The organism is Caballeronia sp. GACF4 (assembly GCF_023631025.1).
Lineage (GTDB): Bacteria > Pseudomonadota > Gammaproteobacteria > Burkholderiales > Burkholderiaceae > Caballeronia.
Window position 1 is genome coordinate 420,095 of sequence record NZ_JALQDW010000026.1, and the last position, 21,114, is coordinate 441,208.

Below are 21,114 nucleotides of genomic sequence, written 5' to 3' on the forward strand. Positions count from 1 at the left end.
GCGCATCACTAAAAGTGCCGCTACTTCCGGTGGCATCGCGGCGAAATGCAACTACCGGTCCACCCGTTTCCATGCAACAAGCGACGCGCGCCTAAAACGTCCGGCCTTCCACCAAATGCGTCTTCACGCCATTGAGCATGTAGTCGCCCACGACCTTCGCCTTATGATGCAGGGGGTTATGGCTGAAGATCGTGCGCAGATTGCGCCAGTGCCGATCGAAGTTATGTTTGCGCGAAGTCGCGGACGCGCCGCCCGCATCGAAGAGACGCTCGCCCGCCTGCAAGGCCAGCTTGCCGACGACGATCTGCGTGCGCGCCGTGGCGAGCGCGCTTTGCAGCACGAGTTCATCCGCGGTCGGATCGGCATTGCGGATGGCGTTCGACGACACATCGAGCGTGCGCGCGTTGTCCCGCACCAGCACATCGATCGTGTGACTCAACGCCGATAGTTCGCCCACCACCTGCTGAATGAACACGTCCTCGCGGGCCGTGGCCGCGGTGGAGTGCATGACCGGGCGCCCATGTCCCGTGACATAGCCGCGCGCATCGGACACGACATTGCGCACGATCCCCGCCGCCACCGCGACGAGGTGCAGCTGCCGATACGCGCCGCCGTGCCGGCCGACGAGCGACGGATAGCCTTTTTCGATCACTTCGCTTGCGTCCACCTTCACGTTGTCGAACACCACGCTGCCGCTTGCCGTCATGCGCTGACCCATGCCGTCCCAGTCGTCGAGCACTTCGAGTCCTTCCGTGCGTACCGGAATGATGGCCGTCACGCCTTTGCCGTTTTCATCGACCAGATTGGTGCGCACGAAGTCGGCGTACGCCGTGCCGGTCGTGTAGTACTTCTTGCCCGTGACGCGGAAGTGGTCGCCCTCGCGCCGCAATGCCGTTTCGATTTCGCCCGCGCGCGCCGTGCCCTGTTCGCCCGATGCGCCGCCGAACAACCCGCCTTCGACGATACGGCGCACTTGCCGGTCGTGAAACGGCGTGTCCGGTGCAAGACGCATGGATTCGGCGACATCGAAATGCACGCGCAACGCATGCGCGACGTTCGACTCGGCAGCCGCGAGCGTCGTGACGACGTGAATAGCGTCTTCGAGCGAGCCGCCCAGTCCGCCGCGTTCGGCGGGTATGCGCAACGCGCCGAGGCCCGAACGGCGGAACGCGTCGAAGGCCTCGAACGGCAGTTCCCGGCGCAGCTCGCGCTGGGCGGCATCGGCGCCGATTTCGTCGGCGAGTGCGGGCAGGGCGGCGAGTGCGTCGGAGAGTCGTCTGGAAGTGCTCATGGTGGAGTCGTGGAAGGTGTTAGCGGCGAAACGCGGCGCCGGGATGACGCGCGTTCAGGAAGCTGCTTTGCCCGCCGAGCTTCTCGCGCAGGCTGCCCGGCGCATAGCGCGTCTTGTAGCGGCCGCGCGCCTGCAACTCGGGGACGATCAATTCCGCGAAGTCCTCGTAGGCTTCCGGCGTCACGGCATAGCTCAGATTGAAGCCGTCGATATCGGTTTCATCGACCCAGTCTTCGAGTGCATCCGCCACTTCGTCCGGTGCGCCGATGAACACCGGACCGCGTCCGCCGATGGCGTTATGCAACGCCAGTTCGCGCACGGTCCACACACGTTCCGGATCGAGCCGTGTGAAGCCTTCAAGCGCCGAGGACGTGCCCGCGTCGAGCTGCATGTAGCGGATCGGCTCGTCGGGGTCGTAAGTCGAGAAGTCGATGCCCGTCCAGCCGGAAAACATCGCCAGCGCGGCTTCGGGCGTCACGTAGCGGCGATAGTCCTCGTATTTGTCGCGCGCCTCGCGCGAGGTGCGGCCGGTGACGATGGTCGCCATCGTGAAGAACTGAATGTCGCGGCCGTCGCGTCCCGCCTTGACCGCTTCCGCACGCGTGCCCGACACCACGGGCGTCAGCACCTTCTTGCTCGGCCCGCTCAGATAGATGCCTTCGGCGTGACGTCCCGCGAAGCGCTGCCCGCGCGCCGACGACCCCGCCTGGAACAGCACCGGCGTGCGCTGCGGCGAAGGCTCGGTCATGTGGATGCCCTGCACCTTGAAGTACTTGCCGTGATGATCGACGCGATGCACCTTCGACGGATTGGCGAAGATGCCGGTGTCGCGGTCGCGCACGCTCGCGCCGTCTTCCCAGCTGCTTTCCCATAGCTTGTAGACGACATCCATATACTCGTCGGCGATGTCGTAGCGCTCGTCGCGCGAGGCGACGCCGTCCTTGCCGAGCACTCTCACGCTACTCTGTGCGAAGCCCGTGACGATGTTCCAGCCGATGCGTCCGCGCGTCAGGTGATCGAGCGTGGACATGCGGCGCGCGAACACATACGGCGGCTCGTGATTGGCGTTGCTCGTGACGCACAGGCCGAGATCGCGCGTGGCGTAGGCCATCGCGGAGAGCGACATGATCGGGTCCTGCTTCGGCACCTGCGCTCCGTGACGCAAGGCCGTATCGATATTGCCGCCGTGCACGTCGTTCACGCCGATGCTGTCGGCCATGAAGAGCGAATCGATCAGCCCGCGCTCCAGCGTCTTCGCCAGATCGACCCAGTAATCGAGCGTGTTGTATTCGAGCGAGCGGTCGCGCGGATGCCGCCACATGCCTGGCGAATGATGCACGGCGCTGTGCAAGGCGAATGCATTGACGCGGATTTCCTTCTTGATGCGCTGTGCGTCGTGGCTCATAGGAAAGGCTTGTCACCGTTGATCGTCACGCGAAAACCCGAGCGCACTTCCGGGTAGTAATCCCACACGGCGAGATGCTGAACCGCGCGGTTGTCCCAGAAGGCGATGGAATGCGGCTGCCAGCGAAAGCGCACCTGGAACTCGGGCGCGGCGAAGCGTGCATAGAGCAGGCGCAGAATGCCTTCGCTCTCCGCCTCGGACACGCCATCGATGTGCGTCGTGAAGTTCGAATTGACGAATATGCCACGACGTCCCGTTTCCGGATGCGTGCGTACCACCGGATGCGATGCCTTCGGAAAGCGCTTGCCCGTATCGTCGATACCGCGCAGGCGATTGCGCTGCCGATAAGTCGGCTCGCCATCGTGCGTGGCGGTCAGTCCTTCGAGATAAGATTGAAAGCCGGGCGACAGCGATTCATACACCGCGTAGGAACTGGAAAAGAGCGTGTCGCCGCCATACGATGGCAGCGTATGCAGATGCAGGATGCTGCCCATTGGCGGCGCTTCGTCGCAAGACACGTCCGAGTGCCAGTGGTCACCCGCGACGCGTTTGCTACCGGCATCTGCGTGGATCGTCAGGATCTCCGGGTAGCCTTCGGGACCGGGACTATTCGGATGCACGTGCAACGTGCCGAAATGCCGGCCGAGCGCGAGATGCTGGTCCAGAGTGATCGGCTGATCGCGAAAGAAGATCACCTGATGCGCGAGCAGCGCGCGGCGCACGTCGGCCACCTGCTGCGTGGAAAGCGGCTGCGTCAGGTCGATGCCGCCAATCTGCGCGCCAATATGACGCGTGAGCGGCTCGACGGTGATGGTCTCGTATGCGGTATCAAGCATGGCTTTCGTCCTCGATGGGCGAAACGCTGTGAGCGCTTCGGAAAGATGCGGCGGGATGCGGCGCGGAAAGGTGCGCCGCGCCTTCGCCATAGAGTTTTTCGCGCAAGGTGCCTGCGCGATAGGCCGGTTTATAGACGCCGCGACGTCGCAGTTCGGGCACGACGAGATCGACGAAATCTTCGTGTGTGCCGGGCAACAGCGCGTGACTGAGATTGAAGCCGTCGATGCCCGTTTGCGCCATCCAGCTTTGGAGTGCATCGGCGACTTCGGTGGGCGAACCGATGAACACCGGTCCCTTGCCGCCAATGGCGTTGAAGATCGCGAGTTCGCCTATGGTCCACACGCGCTCGGGATCGGCCACGGTGAATGCTTCTATCGCCGACTGCATGCCTTCGCTCTTCACGTAGCGCAACGGATCGTCGGGGCTGTACTTCGACAGGTCGATACCGCTCCAGCGCGAGAACAATGCAAGCGCGCCTTCCAGACTCACGTGGCGCTGAATGTCCTGCCACTTCGCCTGCGCCTCTTCGGCGGTCGGCGCGACGATCACGGTGGCAAGCGCGAAGAACAACACCGAAGCGGGATCGCGGCCGAGCGCGGCGGCCCGTGCGCGCACATCGGCGACATCGCGCGCGACCAGATGCGCGGTCGGCGAGCTCAGGAACACGCATTCGGCATGACGCGCGGCGAAGTCCTTGCCGCGACCGGACGTGCCTGCCTGATACAAAAGCGGTGTGCGTTGCGGGGAAGGCTCCGAGTAATGCGTGCCCTGCATCGAGAAGAATCTTCCTTCATGGCGAATCTCGTGAACGCGCGCCGGATCGGCGAAAACGCGGGTCTCGGTATCGCGTACCGCCGCGCCGTCTTCCCAGCTTTCTTCCCACAGGCGGTACACGATCTCCATGTATTCGTCGGCGAGATCGTAACGCTCGTCGTGCGGCCGCGCGCCGTCCTGTCCTATCGCCCGCGCGCCGCTCTGCCCGAAACTCGTCACGATGTTCCAGCCAATGCGCCCGCGCGTCAGATGATCGAGCGTGGACATGCGCCGCGCGAAGAGGAACGGTGCTTCGTAGCTCACGCTGCTCGTCACCGCGAAGCCGAGATGCTCGGTGACCTGCGCCATCGCGGAAACCAGCAAGAGCGGATCGAGGCGCGGGAACTGCAGGCCCCAGCGCACGCCCGCGGCGTTCGAGCCGCCATAGACGTCGTACTGGCTGATGCCATCGGCGAAGAAGAGCGCGTCGTAGCCACCGCGTTCCGCCGTCTTCGCGAGATCGGTCCAGAGCGAGAGCGAGTTGTAGTCGAGCGCGCGGTCGCGCGGATGCGCCCATAGCCCGGGCGAAAGGTGCGTCGGCGCGAAGGCCAGAAACGCGTTGATGCGGATTTCCTTCGACATGGCGTGCGTCCTATGTCTGCTTCGATGCGATGGGAAAATGACACATCACGCGATGCGTCGCGGACAACTGAAATTCGGGCGGCGCTTCCGTGCGGCAGACGTCGCGCACGGCGGGGCAGCGCGTATGAAAGACACAGCCGGAAGGCGGCGCTAACGGCGAAGGAATCTCGCCACCAATAAGCTCGACAGCGAACGAATCCGGCTCGGACGCGGCGATCAGCGCGTGCGTGTACGGATGCGCCGCGCGCTCGACGATATCCTCGCGCGTGCCTCGTTCCATGAAGCGTCCGAGATAGAGCACGCCGATATGGCTGCTCATGAACGCGACCACGGCGAGGTCGTGCGAAATCAGCAGATAGGACAGGCCGAGCGCATCCTGCAGGTCTTTAAGCAGGTTGAGCACTTGCGCTTGAATGGACACATCGAGCGCGGAAACCGGCTCGTCCAGCACGAGAATCTCCGGTTCCAGCACGAGCGCGCGCGCAATGGCCACGCGCTGACGCTGGCCGCCGCTCAACTCGCCGGGGCGCCGCCGTTTGAATTCCGCAGGCAGGCCGACTTGCGCGAGGAGTTCGTCGAGACGCTTGTCGAGTACCGCGCGAGCAAGGCCGCTGCGCTGAATACGCAGCGGTTCCAGCACGATGTCGCTGATCGTCATGTGCGGATCGAGCGAGCCGAACGGGTCTTGCAAGACGGCTTGCACGGCGCGTTGCCGCCAGCGGACGTCCTTTGCCTGCGTGTGCTTGTCGAAGACGCGTTCGCCGAAGAAGACGTTGCCCTGGCTTGCATCGTCCGCGCCGAGGATGATCTTCGCCAGCGTGGACTTGCCCGATCCCGATTCGCCGACGAGTCCAAAAGTGCCGCCAAGCGGCAGCACGAACGATGCGTCTTCCACGGCGCGCAGCATCTTCGGACGCGCGAAAAGTCCGCCGCGCACCGGGAACGTTTTGGTGACGCGCGCCACTTCTATCGCCGAGACTTGCGTGTCGGAAGCACTCATGTCGTGGCCGTCGCAAGAGGAGGATGCGCGGTGACGTCGTACTCTTGCGGATGCCAGCAGGCGACTTCGCGGCCGGCATCGAGCGAGCGCGTCGCGGGATAACTGCTCAGGCAATCGGCTTGCGCGCGCGGGCAACGCGGCGCGAAGCGGCAACCTTCTGCAATGCTGCCAGGCAAGGGCGGATGTCCGGGAATCACCGTCAGCCGATGCTGCAAGCTGAACAGTCGCGGCACCGCGCCGAGCAGCCCTTTCGTATAAGGATGGCGCGGCCGCGCGAACACTTCTTCCACCGGACCCTGCTCGATGATGCGCCCCGCATACATCACCGCGACGTCGTCGCAATAGCCGCGCACGAGATGCAGATCGTGTGTGACGAGCACGATCGCCGTCCCGCGTTCGGCTTGCACCTCGCGCAACAGGTCGAGTATCTGCAGACGCACGGTGATGTCGAGCGCGGTGGTCGGTTCATCGGCGATCAAGAGGCGCGGATTACACGCGAGATTCATGGCGATTGCCACGCGCTGGCGCATGCCGCCGCTGAACTGATGCGGATAGCTCTTGAGCCGGCTCTCGGGCGCGGGAATGCGTACGCGCCGCAATAACTCGATGGCGCGCGCCTCGCGTTCGGCGCGGCTCGTCACGCCCTCCCGATAACGAAACATCTCCGTGATCTGCCGGCCGATGGTCAGAAGCGGATTGAGCGAGGTCATCGGGTCTTGCAGAATCATGCCGATATCCCGGCCACGCAGCGCGTTCAGTTCGGCGGGTGTCTTGTCGCGCAAGTCGACGCCATCGAGCAGAATGCGGCCCGACTTCAAGCGCACGCCGCGCGGCGGCAAACCAAGCACGGACAAACACGTCACGCTCTTGCCCGAACCCGATTCGCCGACGAGACCCAGCGTGCGGCCCGCGTGCACGGAAAAGCTCACGCCGTCGACGAGTCGCACGCGTCCGTTCGCGCCGGGCGCTTCGACCACGAGATCGTCGATCGCAAGCACGGGCTCGTTGCTCATCGCCAGTCCTCCCCGGCGCGTTCGCCGCGTTGCAGACTCTCGCCGATGCGGTTGCTGCATAGAACCGTCGCAATCAGCACGAGGCCCGGCAGCGCGGAGAGCCACCACGCGGTATCGAGATAATTGCGGCCCTCGGCGATCATGCCGCCCCACGAAGGATCGGGCGGCTGCACGCCGAGTCCGACGAAGCTCAACGCTGCTTCCATGAAGATGACAAGCCCGATGTCGAGCGTCAGCAAGACGATGAACGTATTGCGCACGTTCGGCAGCAGATGACGCAGCACCACATGAAGCGGCGTGGCGCCGGCCAGTTTCGCGATCAGGATGAAATCGCGTTCGCGCAGACTCAATGCCTCGGCGCGGATGATGCGCGCGAAGCGCCCCCAGTTCGCGAGCGTCACCACGATGACGATGTTGGTCACGCTCGGCCCGCATATGCCGACGATCAGCATGGCGAGGAACACGGGTGGCAGCGCGTACTGGGCATCGACGACACGCATGAGCGCGGCATCGAAACGTCCGCCGACATATGCCGACAAGAGCCCCGCCAGCGCGCCGAAAAAGCCCGCCAGCAGCACCGCGCAGAAGGCGATGGAAAGCGAGATGCGTCCGCCATGGAGCGTGCGCGTGAAGACGTCGCGACCCATCTGATCCGTGCCGAACCAGTGATGCATGCCAGGCGCCTGAAGCGTCGCCGCGAGGTCGATGCCATTGGGATCGACGCGCGTGAGCCACGGCGCGAGCACGGAGCCCGCGACGATCAGCACCAGCACGCCGGCGTTGATCGCGACGCCGCTATCCAGCCATGCCAGGCGGCCCCATGCGTGCTCGCCGCTATTGGAGGGAAAACGCGCGCTCATTGTCGATACCGGATGCGTGGGTCGATGAGCGCATAGAGCACATCGACCGCGAGATTGATCGAGACGAACAGCAGCACGGAAACGATCACGGCCGCTTGCACCACCGTGAAATCGAGCGTGCTGATGGCCTCTACCATGAGGCTGCCGAAGCCCGGCCACGAAAACACGGTCTCGATCGCCACTGCGCCGCCTATCAACACGCCGAACTGCGAAGCCGTGAACGCGACAATCGGCAGCGCCGCGTTGCGCAGCGCGTGCGTCACGATCACGACGCGCTCCGGCAAGCCCTTGATGCGTGCCATGCGGATGTAATCGGCTTCGAGCACGCTCAGCATGTTGGCGCGCGTGAGCCGCGCGATGCCCGCCGCCGAATACCACGAGAGCGCGGCGACGGGCAGGATCAGATGACGCCACGAGCCGTGGCCGCCGGTTGGAAGCCAGCCCCATTGCACGGAGAAAAGACGGATGAGCAGCAGCGCGACGAAGAACGGCGGCGCGGCCTGACCGAGTACCGCAAAAAACGACGCCGCCCGATCGAAGAGAGATCCGCGCCGCACCGCCGAGACGACGCCGAGCGTCAACCCGAGCGCGAGCGCCACCGCCAGCGACACACCCACGAGCAGCAGACTGGATGCAAGCCGGCTGAGCGCCATGGTGAGCGCCGGCGCGCCGAAGTGAAACGAGTTGCCCATGTCGCCGTGGAGGATGCCGCTCAAGAAACGCGCGTACTGCACGGGCACGGGATCGGCAAGACCGAGTTGCTCGCGAAAGAGCTGCCGGTCCGCTTCGGTGGCTTCGGGCGGCATCAGCAAGTAAGCGGGGTCGCCCACCATGCGCACCAGCACGAAGATCAGGACCGACATCAGCCAGACCGTGATCAAGGCCGAGCCCACCCGCCGCAGACCGTAGGCGATCATCTCAGTTCCCCGCCACGGTCGGCGCGGCCCATTGCACCGAGCGGAAGTTCAGGAAGCCGCCGCCTTGCTGCGGTTGCCATTGCAACGTCTTCTTCTTCGCATACACGTAGGTGAATTCGGAGATGAAGAACGCAGCGGCGTCGTCGTGCAGTTCGCGTCCGACCTGCTGGAAGATCTCGCCGCGCTTCTTGGTATCGCTGACGCGTGAGGCATCGGCGAGCAGCGCATCGACCTTCGGGTTCGAATAGTCGGACCAGCTTCCATTCGATGCAAACGCGCCGCCCACCGGATGCACCGGGTCATACAACGCATTGGTGAACTGACTCAGTGCGAGCGGCCCGGACGTGTGCGTATTGTTCAGCCGCTGGAAGGTCGCATAGGTGAGGCGGTTGAGCTTGACCTTCACGCCCACTTGCCCCCAGTACGCGGCGATCGCTTCGGCCACGCCTTGCGGCATGTCGCCCTGGATGTTGAGCGTGGTCTCGAAGCCCTTCGGATAGCCCGCTTCGGCGAGCAGCGCTTTTGCCTTTGTCGGGTCGTAGGCATACGGCTTGATCGAACGATCCGCGCCGTACGGATAGTAGTTGGAGATCATCGTGCCAAGCGGCTCGCCCACGCCATAGAGCACGCTCTTGATGATGGCTTGCGTATCGAGCGCATAGCTCAGCGCCTGGCGCACCTTGACGTTAGAGAACGGCGAGTTCTTGTCGGTCGTGTAGACGCGCACGTACACCGGCGACGCGACGCGGCTTTCGATCACGTCAAGCCCGCTTTCCTTCTTGAGCCGAGCATAGTCGGAGAAGGGCAGCGCGACGGAGATATCCACTTCACCGCGCAGCACCGCATTGACACGGCTCGCGGGCTCGGTGATCGCGCGAAAGATCAGCGTCTTCACGCGGGGCTTTTCGCCCCAGTAGTCGTCGAAGCGCTCCAAAACGAGTTCGCTGCCGCCGGGCGCGAGCGACTTGAACTTGTACGGCCCGAGCGACACCGGCCTCTGCGCGAAGGCATCCGGATTGGGCAGACTCGCGAGATAGTCGGCGGGCACGATATACAAATACCCCGCGATCTTGTTCGCGAACGCGCCGTCCGGCGCCTTGAGCTTGAAGACGACGGTGAGGTCATCGGGCGTTTCCACCGAGTCGATCACCGGCGCGAAGAACGGACGACGCGTGCTCTTGCTGCGTGGATCGAGCACATGTTCCAGCGATGCCTTCACGTCGCGCGACGTGAGCGTTGCGCCGTTGTGGAACTTGACGTTGGGACGCAGCTTGTAGGTGAAGACGCGCGCATCGTCGGATACTTTCACGCTCGTGGCGAGACGCGGCACGAGATCGCCCTTCAGGTCGAAGCCATAGAGCGTGTCGTAAATCTGCCATCCGTAGCGCAGCGAATCGCCGCTGACAGCCACGAGTCCGTCGAGGTTGTAGAACTCCTTCTCGACGCCGATCACGACCGTATCGCGATCGACGGCGGGAGCCGTGCTCGCCGCCAGTGAAGGTTCGATGAACGCGCCGGACAAAGCGGCGGCGAAGACCAGTCCGCGAAGGACCGACGAAAACGTGCGCATGGATGGGAGCTAGGTAGGGAGCGTGCAGGTGAGTAAGCAATGATGACGCGCGCCCGGCCTATTGCGAAGCGAGTAAATCGAATATGCATATGAGCCCTGCGCTCGTGAGGTTTTCTGCGCCGGGCATGAATGAAAGTCATGCTCGCTTAATGCGTTTCGCGCAGTTGCTTATCTTCAGAAATTCGAAGGCGCGCACGCGTGCGGCGTTAGCATGTGATCCCCTTCATTGCGTCTTCTCGCGTATCGAATCGATGTCTTCCAACTTTCCACGCTTCGGCGTCTGGGCGCTCGTGCACGGCAGCCGCGCGGCGCTGCAGGACCCCGCAGAACCTTATGACGCATCATGGGCGCGCAACAAGGCGCTCGTGCTCGAAGCCGAGCGTCTTGGATACGACTCGGTGCTCGTCGCGCAGCACACGATCAATCCGCACGATCCCTCGCTCGATCAGCTCGAAGCGTGGACGGCATCGGCTGCGCTCGCGGCGCTGACCTCGCGCATCGAGATCATCACGGCGATCAAGCCTTATCTCTATCATCCGGTGGTGCTCGCGAAGATGGCGCAGCAGATCGAGCACATCAGCGGCGGGCGCTTTGCCATCAATCTGGTGAATGCGTGGAATCGTCCGGAGCTGGAGCGCGCCGGTATCGGTTTTCCGGAGCATGACGAACGCTATGCCTATGGCCGCGAGTGGATAGCCGTGCTCGACAAGCTCTTGCGCGGCGAGGTCGTGAATCATCATGGCGACAACTTTCGTATCGACGAATACCGCTTGCGTCCCGCCGATCCTTTTCGCGCGCGGCCGCGCTTCTATGTCGGCGGCGAATCGGAACCGGCGCGCTCGCTCGTGGCCGCGCATGGCGACGTATGGTTCATCAACGGCCAGCCGCCTGAAGATGTTGCACGCCTGATCGCCGATGTCGGTGCGCGCGTGCGTCCCGCTGGCGCCGATGCCTTGCGTTTCGGCTTGTCGGCCTTCGTGATCGCGCGTGAGACGCAGGCGCAGGCCGAGGCGCATCTCGACCATCTCTTTGCGTTGGCGGAACTCGACAAGCCGCTGCGCGAACAGCAGAAGGCCAATACCGATCCAAACACGGTCATGCACAAGACCTTCGCGAAGACGGCGCGCGTGGGATCGAACGGCGGCACGGCGGCGGGTCTCGTCGGCGATTACGATACGGTCGCGCGGCGCGTGGCGGACTTTCACCGGGCGGGAATCGAACTCTTCATGCTGCAGTTCCAGCCGTTCGAAACCGACATGCGCGGCTTTGCGGAAGAGGTCGTGCCGCGCGTGCGTCGATTGCTTGCTGCGTAAAACGAAGGGGTAGCGCTTCTGTTTATGCGTGAGGAGCGCTGCGGCACGCATTGGCGGACGTGCGCCGCTGGGGCCGCGCAGCGCGTTCCCGCTTGGTGAGCGACAACGCCGCAGCCCGAGATCAGAAAAACGCGCCCGTCGGCGGCAGTTGTCCGTTCAGCAAGTTCTGGCCAAGCAAGCGCTCCTTGTAGAGCCGCGGATTATGCGACGCGATCACCTTGATGTTGCGCCAGTGCCGGTCGAGAGCGCCCGTGCGCGAGACGACCGAGCCTGATCCCAGATCGATCAGCCACGACGCGATTTGCGGCGCGAGATCGTCGATGACGACCTTCGCTTCGGCCGCCGCGAACGTGGCTGCGAGCGTGGTGTCGTATTCATCGCGCGTGCCGTAGCTTTCCGATGCACGCTGCAGCGCCGCGACCGCGCGGTCCGCCGTCGCCTCGACACTCGCCGCATAAGCACGGATGCGCCCGAGCAGGGTCTGCAACACCGGTTCGTCTGCCGGATGCGCGGCCTCGCCATGATAGAAGTTGCGGCCGCGCGAACGAAGCACCTCGACGGCATCCAGCGCCACGCGCCGCACGATGCCGGCAATGCAGTTGGTCAGATAAACCTGATGGAAGGTGTATCCCCAAGGCGCGGCTTCATCCGACCTTGGCGGGTCAGTCGGATAGACATGCGCGGCCGGCACCGTCACGGCGCGAAACCTGGCCGTGCCCGAACCTGTCAAGCGCTGGCCGAAGCCTTGCCAGTCGTCGGCGTTGTCCACGCCTTCGCCGCGATCGAGCACGTATTGCACGTTGCGGCCCGCGCGACTTTCCACGGCAAGGCCGATGAACGCATCGTTGTAGAGGTTGCCCGTGGCATAAACCTTGTCGCCGGAGCCGACGTAGACATCGCGGCTTGCGTCCCATTCCAAACGGCTCAGGACCTGCGTCGGTCGCGCGCCAGCGGCAGTCACATCGGTCTGCGTGAAGCTCAATCCGACGGTCTTGTTCTGCCTTGCGAGGTCGAGAACGTGCGCATGAAACGGAAGGTCGCGCCGCCTGAGCGCTGCCTCGATTTGCCAGAGATGGTTACGAAACGCGTGCGCGATGTTCGAATCCGCCGCCGCGACATCTCGCGCGACGACGAGCAGTTCGCTCAAGGACAAGCCGAGGCCACCCGCATCGACGGGCAGACGCGAGCGGCCGAAGCCCGCCGCCTTGAGCCTTGCGATCTCATCGTGCGGCAGACGATGCGCAAGCTCGCGTGCAGCCGCAGTCGATGCAATGTCCGCGATGATTTCCGCGAAACCGAGCCTTGCTGACAGCGGCGAGACCAGTTTCGGCGCGGTAGGGTCGATGTTCTTCGTATCAGACATGGGATCGCTCTCGTGCGAAGTTGCGCGACCACGCGTTCGACAGATTGCGGCCGTGATCGCAGGCCAGTGTGTATCGCATGTTCATGGCTCGCCTCGTCAGACCTTGATGCTGTAGTCGGCCACCTTGATGCGCGAATTGATGATCTTGCGTTCCGCGAGCCAGTCGGCGGCGCGTTGAAGCTGCGCCATAAAGGCAGCGTCATCGGGTTCATGAAATTGATTCACGCGCTTGAGACTCGCCAGATAATCGCGCACCTGATCGGGATATTTCGCTTCACCCTGCACGAGTTTTTCGGATTCGTTGGAATGACTCGACTGCCATGCGCCTTCGACGTAATACGCGTCGATGACCGCGCGAATCAGCTCGGAGTTTTCCTCGGTGAACTTGCGGCGCGTCACGAGCGAGCTGTAGTCGATCAGAAAATCCAGATCGCGTCCTTCGTTGAAGATGTCCTTTGCGTCGTTGGCGTTGCGCGCAATGTCCACGGCGGGCGACCACATCGACCATGCATCGACCTTGCCTTGCGCGAAGGCGGGCGCTGCGTCGGGTGGATTCAGATAGACGAATTCAACCTTGCCGCGGTCGATGTGATTCTTTTCCAGCGCTGCGATCAACAGAAACTCGCCGAGCCCGGAACGGTTGACCGCGACCTTGCGCCCGGCCAGATCCGCCACCGAATGGATGCCGCTCGTCTTCTTGACGATGATCGCGGTCGAGCGCGGCGAATAGACATCGAACGCATTGAAGACGAGTGGCGAGCCTGCGAGCATCGACGCAAGCGCGGGTGTCGTCGAGCCCCAGAAGCCGAAGTCCGCGCTGCCGCCGACCACGGCCTGTAGCGAGGGCGCGTGATTCGGAAACGGACCGATCCATTCGACCTTGATGTTCTTGGCCGCGAGCGTCTTTTCGAACACGCCCCGTTGCCGCGCGATATCGGGGAGACTGCCGTAACCCCAACCTATGCGCACCGTGTCCGTGTTGCGCGTCAGCTTGCGCGGTTCGGCGGCGCGCGCGGGAATCAGGCTGCTTGCGGCGACGCCGGCCACGAGGCCGCCTGCCGCACGCAACCACTGGCGGCGGTTCAGCGAGGATTCGATCATTCTTGTTGGTACCTTTCGAGTTTTGCAGGAAACGATTGGTGGATCAGTGAGACTGGACGCCCAGTTCATCGAGCAGAATCGGCCGCAATTGCAGCGGCGCGTGATCGCCGGGCCGAAACGATGCAGCGATGCGACCCGCGCGCATCACGAGGATTCGGTCGGCGAGCGTGAGCGCTTCATCGACGTCATGCGTCACGATCAGCACGCCCGGCAGATGACGCGCGACGAGTTCCTTGACGAGCCCGTGCATCTTGATGCGCGTGAGCGCGTCGAGCGCCGCGAATGGTTCATCGAGCAACAGGAGCGCGGGGTCGCGAACCAAAGCGCGCGCGAGCGCCACGCGTTGCGCCTGACCGCCGGAAAGATTCCGAGGCCAGTCATCTTCACGGCCCGAAAGTCCAACTTCGCCCAGCGCGCGCGCGGCGCCCGTGCGTCCTACCGTGCTTTCATGGCCGAGCGCGACGTTCTCCCACAACGTCGCCCAAGGCAGCAGCCGATGCTCCTGAAACACGACGGACGGCCGCTCGGGCGCGCGAATCTCGCCGGTATCCGGCCGGTCGAGCCCGGCAAGCGCGCGCAAGAGCGTCGTCTTTCCGCAGCCGCTTTCGCCTAACAACGCGACGAATTCGCCTTTGCGTATATCGAGGTCGAGTGCATCGATGACGACGCGCTTGCCATAGCGCCGCTGCAGACCTCGCACCGATACGGCAAGGGAGGCGTGGCTCACGCGTTCGGCGGCGCGCGCGCGGATGTCGGAGTCGCGCGACAGGGCGATGCTCTCGGTCACTGGGTTGCTCCTTTGGCGTAGTTCGCGTGCCACGATAAGAAATGCGCTTCGAGCAGACGCACCAACGCGTCCGCCACCACGCCGATGACCGCGTAGATGACGATGGTCAGCACGATGACATTGGTTTGCAGGAATTCGCGGGCGTCCATGGCGAGGAAGCCGATTCCCTTGGTCGTCGCGAGCGTCTCGGCAATGACGAGCGCGAGCCACGCGTGAGCGAGCGCATAGCGCACGCCCGTGAGGATCGACGGCATGGCGCCGGGAAGAATGATCCGTCGCACGATCGCGGTCCAGTCGAGGCCGACCACCTTGGCGAGTTCCATCAGCTTGGGATCGATCTGACGGATGCCGAGCATGGTGTTGATATAGATGGGAAACAACACGGCGAGCGCGACCAGAAAGATCTTCGCGACTTCGCCGACACCGAACCACACGATCACGAGCGGCAGCATGGCGAGGAAGGGAATGGCGCGCACCATCTGAATGGAGCGATCGAGAAGCGCTTGCGCGAGCGGCGAAAACCCGACTGCGATTCCGAGCACGAGACCAACCGTCCCGCCGATAACGAAGCCCGCGACGGCGCGCAAAAGCGACACACCGAGGTGAACGAAGAGATCGCCAGAGCGCATCAGACCGAGCGCGGTTTCAAGAACGCTGCTGGGCGCGGGAAGCACTTGCGGCGTGATGAGTCCTGCGCGTGCTGCCGCTTCCCAGATCACCACGACACATGCGGGGACCAGCCACGAAAGCAGCTTGTAGAACGTGCCTTTCGACACGCCGAAGCGTTGCCGTTTCGATGCGACATAGCTGTTGCGAGTGGATGTCAGGTCCGCCATGTCGGTTCCATGAAATGCCGTGAAAGAGGTGCTTGAGCGGTGACGCATTTGGCGCCAAGCGAGCCTGTTATTAAAAGCCGCGCGGCATTGCAATGACAAACGGTTTTTTCTGCTTTGCTTTTCAGGGTCTGGGTGGGGATGTTGTGAGGTCGTGTTCGTCGATGACTCGAATGCAGTTGCCCCGTTGTAGCGAACGATGCATTCCCGCCGTCCGCGATACCATTGCGAGGCAGACAATGGAACTTGGGCAGATGCGTTTACTACAGCCGCACCGGCTTGCCAATGAAGCATGAGCCGCCATGGAGACAGCAATGATAGTCAGCAATCAGCAGGAAGTGACCGAAGCCGTGCTTGCCGAACTGAGCCGCGCGCCGGATGCGCGCTTTCGCGAAATCATGTCGGCGGCGGTGTGTCATCTGCACGGCTTCGCGCGCGAGGCGCGGCTGTCCGAGCCGGAGTTTCATCAGGCATGCGCGGTAATCGCGAAGCTCGGGCAGTTGACCACCGAATCGCATAACGAAGTCGTGTTGATCGCCGGATCGCTTGGGCTGTCCGCGCTCGTGTGCCTGCTCAACAACGGCGATCGCGGTCAGACCGATACGACCGCGAACCTCATGGGCCCGTTCTGGCGCATGGACTCGCCGCGCACTGAAAGCGGCGGCAGCATCGTGCGCTCGCCGACGCCGGGCGCGCCTATCTTTGTCAACGCTTGGGTGCGCGATTCGAGCGGGCGTGCGGTGGAAGGCGCCGAGGTGGACGTGTGGCATACATCGGCGGATGGTTATTACGAGAATCAGGACCCCGCGCAGGCGGATATGAATCTACGCGGCAAGTTCACTACCGATGCCAATGGCCACATCGCGTTTCGCAGCGTGAAGCCGGCGGGCTATCCCATTCCGCTGTCGGGCCCGGTCGGCGCGCTGCTACGCGCGCAAGGCCGGCACAACATGCGGCCTGCGCATATCCATTTCATGATCTACAAGCCGGGCTTCAAGACACAGTTTTCGCAGGTCTATTCGAGCGATGATCCCAATCTTGAGACCGATGTGCAGTTCGGCGTGACGCGCGCGCTCGTCGGGCAATATGTGCTGCATGACGGCGAGACCGCACCCGGCGCGGACGTTCAAGGGCCGTGGTATTCGCTCGATCATCACTTCGTTATCGAACCCGGCGAAGCCAGGCTACCGAAGCCGCCTATCACTGGCAAGACAACCGGTCCGCGACCCGAGCAAACCGTGCTCGAACGCACCGGACATTGAGGAACCGACATGCCTATCGTACATATTTCCCTCGTCGAAGGACGCGATGAAGCCGCCGTCAAGGCCTGCGTGAAGGCGGTCGCGCGCACGGTCCATGAAACGCTGGGCGCACCGCTCGACACCATCCGCGTGTATGCCACCGCGGTGCCCGCCGCGCATTGGGCCGTCGGCGAACGCACGAAGGACGAGATGCCCGCAAGCCCGAACAAGGCAGAGGAGTCACGATGACGCCGCGACTGTTCATAGGAAGATGGATGACGCCATGTCGGGGCGACTGAGATCGCCGGCACCACATCGAACGAGATCGCGTAATGCGCATCGACGATAACGGGACCTTCTGGGGGCTTGGCTATGAAGGCCCGCTCAGTGGCGGTCGTGGCCTCGATGGCAAGCCTGTCGACGACATGCGCTAGCGCGCGCGTTCATGCGGCACGCGTGAAAGATGAGCTGAAACGATAAGGCCCACGGCTTTGCGCGATGCGGCAAACCGTGGGCTTTTGTTCAGAGACGCTCAGACATCGGCATGCGTGCTCGTGAAGTTCACATAGCTGTTGTACGTCGGCGTGATCGGCGCACCGTTGATCATGATGCCAAACGTGTGATTGCCGCTGTCGAGCACGTAGTACATGGCCGAGTGAATGTTGTGCGTCTTGCGTGCGTCGTAGAACGATTGCAGGCGAGACTGCACGAAGGTCGCGCGATAAGCATCCGTCTGCTCGGGGTTCGCGTTCCACTCGGTGATCATGAAAGGTACGCCGTAGCGCGCCTTGCAGTACTGCGGCAGATCGAAATGCGGGCCCGCGCCGTCAGAGCCGATGTCGAACAGGTCACCATACACTTCGTAGTTGTGCCACGTCGTGATGTCCCAGCGGACCTTCGGATAGCCACTCGTGCCATCCGGCTGGAAGCCGTCCCACAATGCATCCGATGCGCCGATGTCCGCCACGCAAAAGTTGATGCCGCACTTCGCGTCCGGCTGTACTGCTTTCACGCCGGCGATGAGACCGCGCATGACGCCGCGCATGACGGGCCAGTTTGCGTTGTTGAAGTCGGCTACGTCCGTTCCCGCGCGGTTCGAATACAGCACGGTTTGCGAGCGGCGCGTCAACTCATTGCCGCATTCGTACATGGTCACGCCATACGGCTTGAGCGCGCTCGCTACCGTCAGGCCGGTGTTGTAGGCGTCGGCGTAAGCGGCGGCTTCGCTGCCATACAGCGCGCCTGAAGCATCGGTCAAACCTTGCTGAATCAGGCAAAGCATGCTGATGCCCGTTCCGTTGAAGGCCGATGCCAGCTTGGCGACGGCGCTGATCTGCTTCGACGTCGAATTGCAGCCCACCCGATACATGTTGCAGCCCATGCCCTTCAGGATCGCGATGAGTTGTGGAGGTGTGTAGGTGTAGTCGTAATGGCCGTTCATCCCGAAGAACATGCCCGGCGTCGCTGCCATCGCAATGCGCGGGTCACGGCAGATGAGCCATTTGTTCGACCACACGTAGAACTGGCCGCTCGTGTTCTTCTGGTAAATCTTGCCGCCCGACCAGAGGAGCATCGAGACATTGGCGATTGAAACAGCCGTCTTGTTCTTGTACACGATGGCGCCAGTCACCGTCCAAACCGCACCCGTCTTGTCCACGATCGACGTACCGCTCGGGATGGTCGTGCCATCGGCGGAAGGCGTGATTACCGCGGCCTTTGCGGTGGAATCCAGTTGCGTGGAATCGTCGGAAGCCTTGGTTGCCGCTTGCGGTAGATCGCTACCGCCGCCGCCACATGCGGAAAGCATATAGGTCCCGGACAACGCGCTCATGCTAGCCAGAAATTTACGTCGATTAATCATCATTTCGCAGTTCCGCTGGTCTGGCGGAACACTCCTTAAGGTCAGAGATCGATATCAATGTCCTATTAAGTAAGGACGACTAACGAATGAGCCAAGGATGCAGCAGTGTTTGCCTTGCCTACCTGGGATACTTCAAAGTTGGCCGTTGTAGCAGGGAAAGAGCGAACTTCGTGCAGTAACCACCGGCCTGCCGTGTTGCCCTAACTTCGTTCGACACGCGATGCGAAGCCGCCGCGCCTGTGTCTCACAACCACCTTCTTCAAAGTTCATACGATAGGTTGGATTTTACGCAATGTTACAAAAAGCGTGTGAGAATTCGAACGTTTTCGGGCAAAAAGTAACGAATGCATGGCGTTGCCATATCGAAGAGGAAAATAGTGCGACTCTGCTGCAGTGCTTTATAGGAGTATTTGCCCATTTTTCGTTGTTTTGCGCGAGAGTGAACAAATTACCTCTACATATGTACGAACGTACTATTCCCAATTTTTGCGTTAAACCAGCGTATTTTTGGTAAGCGCAGCGCGACGAGAAAACTCTCCGACGCGCCGCGCCCCGACCATCATCCTGCGACCTGGAAGAACGACACCGCATCCACGAGCTTGCGCCCCTGCTGATCGAGCGATTGCGAAGCCGCCGCCGATTCTTCCACGAGCGCCGCGTTCTGTTGCGTCACCTGGTCCATTTGCGCAATCGCCTGGCTCAATTGTTCGATGCCCCGGCTCTGTTCGCTCGATGCCGCCGCGATCTCGCCCATGATGCTGCTCACGCGCGAGACGGCCTGCAGCACTTCGGCCATCGTCGTCCCGGCTTCGCCCGCGAGCGAAGAACCCTCCGCGATACGCACGCCCGACGCGCCAATCAACTCCTTGATCTCCTTCGCGGCGGACGACGAACGTTGCGCCAGGTTGCGCACTTCCGAAGCGACCACGGCAAAGCCGCGTCCTTCCTCGCCCGCGCGCGCCGCTTCAACCGCCGCATTCAACGCAAGGATGTTGGTCTGAAACGCGATGCCTTCGATGATCCCGGTGATATCCGCGATCTTCTCCGAGCGCGTGCTGATCTCCGTCATGGTCGCGACCATGCGCCCCACGGCGGCATTGCCCTGCTGCGCCACCGCCGATGCATCCGCCGACAACGCATTTGCCTGTTGCGCGTGCTCGGCGTTCTGCCGCACGGTCGAGGTCAACTCTTCGACGCTCGCCGCCGTCTCTTCCAGCGATGCCGCTTGTTGTTCGGTACGCGTCGACAGATCGACGTTGCCCGTGGCGATCTGGCTCGATCCCGTGGCGATGCCATCGGCGCAAGAGCGGACATTGCCGATCAGACTGACGAGATTGCCTTGCATCGTGCGCATGGAGGCGAGCACGCTGTGTTGCGGGGCGTTATCCGCGTGCGCGACCGGGCTCAGATCGCCGGAAGCAACGCGCTGCGCGACTTGGCTCAGTGCATCGGGTTCCGCGCCCAAGGCTCGCAAGATGCTGCGCGTGATGATGAATCCCGCGCCCACGGCCAACGAGGCCGCCGCGATGCACGCGGCGATCAGCAGCATGCGCGAGAACGCGTAATCCTCCGCCGACTCTTGCACGAGCTTCGCTTCGCGCTGGCTCGTCAGGTCCAGGTAATCTTGCGTGGCCTTGATGAGCGCGGCGAGCAGCGGACGGCACTCGTCGTTCATCTTCGTAATCGCTGCCTGATGCTGGCCCTTCAGCGCCAGATCGACGATGGCGAGCGCCACCGGTCCGTAAAGCGATTCGACGCGGTCGATCTCCGCAACGCGCGTCTTTACTTCGGCCGAGACATCCGGCGCGCTCGCGACCATTTCCTTGAAGCGGCGCAAATCGCGTTGCACGTCTTCATGCGCCTGAAGGACGGCTGCTTTCTCGAGTTCGAGATCGGCGGGCTTCGTCACGAGCACGAGATTGCGTGCGGCGATCGCGCGCCGGTCCACTGCGGTGCGAATGCTTTCGGCCAGATGCGCGCGCGCGTTGATGCCGTTGACGAAGGACGTAAAGCGCTGGTTCGCTTCGCCGAGCGTCTCGATTGAGAGCGCGGCGACGATCAGCACTGCCGCCGTGAGCAGGCCGAAGCCAATGGAAAGCTTCGTTTTCATGCGCATGGGTTGCAGGTTCATCTCGTTCTTTTCCTTTTTGATGGCAGTGCTGTCGTTGACGCTCGCCGTCCTTTACGCGGCGAGCGCGGGTTCTTTCTTGCATCGCTTACGGCAGCGTCGGGAAAATATGAAGATGAACGAAAGTATGACGATGTTAGCAAACGTTTTACATCGCCCTGTCCAGGATATGTCGCAGGGTGGGTAAGGCTTTCTTCGA

The 21,114-nt window shown here is 62.8% G+C and carries 18 protein-coding genes; 3 read left to right on the forward strand and 15 right to left on the reverse strand.

The window, feature by feature from the left end:
- Positions 1 to 91: 91 nt before the first annotated feature.
- The 9 genes from NCR40_RS25750 to NCR40_RS25790 are packed head-to-tail and all read right to left on the reverse strand — an operon-like array spanning position 92 to position 10,288.
- Positions 92 to 1,291, reverse strand: a complete 1,200-nt coding sequence (locus NCR40_RS25750) for an acyl-CoA dehydrogenase family protein (RefSeq protein WP_250511071.1) — start codon at positions 1,289 to 1,291, stop codon at positions 92 to 94.
- Between the two features lie 19 nt (positions 1,292 to 1,310).
- A complete protein-coding gene (locus tag NCR40_RS25755) occupies positions 1,311 to 2,675 on the reverse strand; it encodes an LLM class flavin-dependent oxidoreductase (RefSeq protein ID WP_502801031.1) in 1,365 nt (454 codons plus the stop codon).
- Positions 2,676 to 2,692: 17 nt separating this feature from the next.
- The gene (locus tag NCR40_RS25760; protein ID WP_250511073.1) at positions 2,693 to 3,532 is read right to left on the reverse strand and encodes a TauD/TfdA dioxygenase family protein; all 840 of its coding nucleotides are present in this window, start codon (positions 3,530 to 3,532) and stop codon (positions 2,693 to 2,695) included.
- Entirely contained in the window at positions 3,525 to 4,928 is a 1,404-nt protein-coding gene (locus tag NCR40_RS25765) for an LLM class flavin-dependent oxidoreductase (RefSeq protein ID WP_250511074.1), read from the reverse strand. The genes NCR40_RS25760 and NCR40_RS25765 overlap by 8 nt, the downstream gene beginning before the upstream one ends.
- 10 nt (positions 4,929 to 4,938) lie before the next feature.
- Positions 4,939 to 5,928: an oligopeptide/dipeptide ABC transporter ATP-binding protein gene (locus tag NCR40_RS25770; protein ID WP_250511075.1), complete on the reverse strand. Its 990-nt coding sequence runs from the start codon at positions 5,926 to 5,928 to the stop codon at positions 4,939 to 4,941.
- Complete coding sequence (locus NCR40_RS25775; protein WP_250511076.1) at positions 5,925 to 6,941, reverse strand: ABC transporter ATP-binding protein; 1,017 nt, start codon at positions 6,939 to 6,941, stop codon at positions 5,925 to 5,927. The genes NCR40_RS25770 and NCR40_RS25775 overlap by 4 nt, the downstream gene beginning before the upstream one ends.
- Positions 6,938 to 7,801, reverse strand: a complete 864-nt coding sequence (locus NCR40_RS25780) for an ABC transporter permease (protein ID WP_250511077.1) — start codon at positions 7,799 to 7,801, stop codon at positions 6,938 to 6,940. Before NCR40_RS25780 ends, NCR40_RS25775 begins: the two co-directional genes overlap by 4 nt.
- The gene (locus NCR40_RS25785; protein ID WP_244830690.1) at positions 7,798 to 8,718 is read right to left on the reverse strand and encodes an ABC transporter permease; all 921 of its coding nucleotides are present in this window, start codon (positions 8,716 to 8,718) and stop codon (positions 7,798 to 7,800) included. The genes NCR40_RS25780 and NCR40_RS25785 overlap by 4 nt, the downstream gene beginning before the upstream one ends.
- Before the next feature lies 1 nt (position 8,719).
- Entirely contained in the window at positions 8,720 to 10,288 is a 1,569-nt protein-coding gene (locus NCR40_RS25790; RefSeq protein WP_250511078.1) for an ABC transporter substrate-binding protein, read from the reverse strand.
- Positions 10,289 to 10,539: 251 nt separating this feature from the next.
- On the opposite strand from NCR40_RS25790, the gene NCR40_RS25795 reads away from it, so the two are divergent.
- The gene (locus NCR40_RS25795) at positions 10,540 to 11,601 is read left to right on the forward strand and encodes an LLM class flavin-dependent oxidoreductase (RefSeq protein WP_250511079.1); all 1,062 of its coding nucleotides are present in this window, start codon (positions 10,540 to 10,542) and stop codon (positions 11,599 to 11,601) included.
- 121 nt (positions 11,602 to 11,722) lie between these two features.
- Here the strand turns inward: NCR40_RS25795 and NCR40_RS25800 are convergent, their stop codons facing one another.
- The 4 genes from NCR40_RS25800 to NCR40_RS25815 all read right to left on the reverse strand — a co-directional run bounded on the left by NCR40_RS25800 (position 11,723) and on the right by NCR40_RS25815 (position 15,688).
- Positions 11,723 to 12,964: an acyl-CoA dehydrogenase family protein gene (locus tag NCR40_RS25800; protein WP_250511080.1), complete on the reverse strand. Its 1,242-nt coding sequence runs from the start codon at positions 12,962 to 12,964 to the stop codon at positions 11,723 to 11,725.
- A gap of 96 nt (positions 12,965 to 13,060) precedes the next feature.
- Positions 13,061 to 14,065, reverse strand: a complete 1,005-nt coding sequence (locus NCR40_RS25805; RefSeq protein ID WP_250511081.1) for an NrtA/SsuA/CpmA family ABC transporter substrate-binding protein — start codon at positions 14,063 to 14,065, stop codon at positions 13,061 to 13,063.
- A 43-nt stretch (positions 14,066 to 14,108) separates the two neighbouring features.
- Complete coding sequence (locus NCR40_RS25810; protein WP_250511082.1) at positions 14,109 to 14,852, reverse strand: ABC transporter ATP-binding protein; 744 nt, start codon at positions 14,850 to 14,852, stop codon at positions 14,109 to 14,111.
- Positions 14,849 to 15,688: an ABC transporter permease subunit gene (locus tag NCR40_RS25815; protein WP_250511083.1), complete on the reverse strand. Its 840-nt coding sequence runs from the start codon at positions 15,686 to 15,688 to the stop codon at positions 14,849 to 14,851. Before NCR40_RS25815 ends, NCR40_RS25810 begins: the two co-directional genes overlap by 4 nt.
- Positions 15,689 to 15,999: 311 nt before the next feature.
- Here NCR40_RS25815 and NCR40_RS25820 point away from each other — a divergent pair, with 311 nt between their 5' ends.
- Positions 16,000 to 16,947, forward strand: coding sequence for a dioxygenase family protein (locus NCR40_RS25820; RefSeq protein ID WP_250511084.1), 948 nt, complete (start codon positions 16,000 to 16,002; stop codon positions 16,945 to 16,947).
- 9 nt (positions 16,948 to 16,956) lie between these two features.
- Positions 16,957 to 17,175 (forward strand): tautomerase family protein, encoded by a 219-nt coding sequence (locus NCR40_RS25825; protein ID WP_244830680.1) that lies wholly within the window; start codon positions 16,957 to 16,959, stop codon positions 17,173 to 17,175.
- 283 nt (positions 17,176 to 17,458) lie between these two features.
- On the opposite strand, the gene NCR40_RS25830 is transcribed toward NCR40_RS25825, so the two are convergent.
- Positions 17,459 to 18,787, reverse strand: a complete 1,329-nt coding sequence (locus tag NCR40_RS25830; protein WP_244830996.1) for a hypothetical protein — start codon at positions 18,785 to 18,787, stop codon at positions 17,459 to 17,461.
- Between the two features lie 559 nt (positions 18,788 to 19,346).
- Positions 19,347 to 20,918 (reverse strand): methyl-accepting chemotaxis protein, encoded by a 1,572-nt coding sequence (locus NCR40_RS25835; RefSeq protein ID WP_250511085.1) that lies wholly within the window; start codon positions 20,916 to 20,918, stop codon positions 19,347 to 19,349.
- Positions 20,919 to 21,114 lie beyond the last annotated feature (196 nt).

Bases quoted from the DNA above. Each gene is read 5' to 3' on its own strand.
- NCR40_RS25750 (WP_250511071.1), bottom strand. From the start codon at position 1,291: ATGAGCACTTCCAGACGACTCTCCGACGCACTCGCCGCCCTGCCCGCA.
- NCR40_RS25760 (WP_250511073.1), bottom strand. From the start codon at position 3,532: ATGCTTGATACCGCATACGAGACCATCACCGTCGAGCCGCTCACGCGT.
- NCR40_RS25765 (WP_250511074.1), bottom strand. From the start codon at position 4,928: ATGTCGAAGGAAATCCGCATCAACGCGTTTCTGGCCTTCGCGCCGACG.
- NCR40_RS25770 (WP_250511075.1), bottom strand. From the start codon at position 5,928: ATGAGTGCTTCCGACACGCAAGTCTCGGCGATAGAAGTGGCGCGCGTC.
- NCR40_RS25775 (WP_250511076.1), bottom strand. From the start codon at position 6,941: ATGAGCAACGAGCCCGTGCTTGCGATCGACGATCTCGTGGTCGAAGCG.
- NCR40_RS25780 (WP_250511077.1), bottom strand. From the start codon at position 7,801: ATGAGCGCGCGTTTTCCCTCCAATAGCGGCGAGCACGCATGGGGCCGC.
- NCR40_RS25785 (WP_244830690.1), bottom strand. From the start codon at position 8,718: ATGATCGCCTACGGTCTGCGGCGGGTGGGCTCGGCCTTGATCACGGTC.
- NCR40_RS25790 (WP_250511078.1), bottom strand. From the start codon at position 10,288: ATGCGCACGTTTTCGTCGGTCCTTCGCGGACTGGTCTTCGCCGCCGCT.
- NCR40_RS25795 (WP_250511079.1), top strand. From the start codon at position 10,540: ATGTCTTCCAACTTTCCACGCTTCGGCGTCTGGGCGCTCGTGCACGGC.
- NCR40_RS25800 (WP_250511080.1), bottom strand. From the start codon at position 12,964: ATGTCTGATACGAAGAACATCGACCCTACCGCGCCGAAACTGGTCTCG.
- NCR40_RS25805 (WP_250511081.1), bottom strand. From the start codon at position 14,065: ATGATCGAATCCTCGCTGAACCGCCGCCAGTGGTTGCGTGCGGCAGGC.
- NCR40_RS25815 (WP_250511083.1), bottom strand. From the start codon at position 15,688: ATGGCGGACCTGACATCCACTCGCAACAGCTATGTCGCATCGAAACGG.
- NCR40_RS25820 (WP_250511084.1), top strand. From the start codon at position 16,000: ATGATAGTCAGCAATCAGCAGGAAGTGACCGAAGCCGTGCTTGCCGAA.
- NCR40_RS25825 (WP_244830680.1), top strand. From the start codon at position 16,957: ATGCCTATCGTACATATTTCCCTCGTCGAAGGACGCGATGAAGCCGCC.
- NCR40_RS25830 (WP_244830996.1), bottom strand. From the start codon at position 18,787: ATGATTAATCGACGTAAATTTCTGGCTAGCATGAGCGCGTTGTCCGGG.
- NCR40_RS25835 (WP_250511085.1), bottom strand. From the start codon at position 20,918: ATGAACCTGCAACCCATGCGCATGAAAACGAAGCTTTCCATTGGCTTC.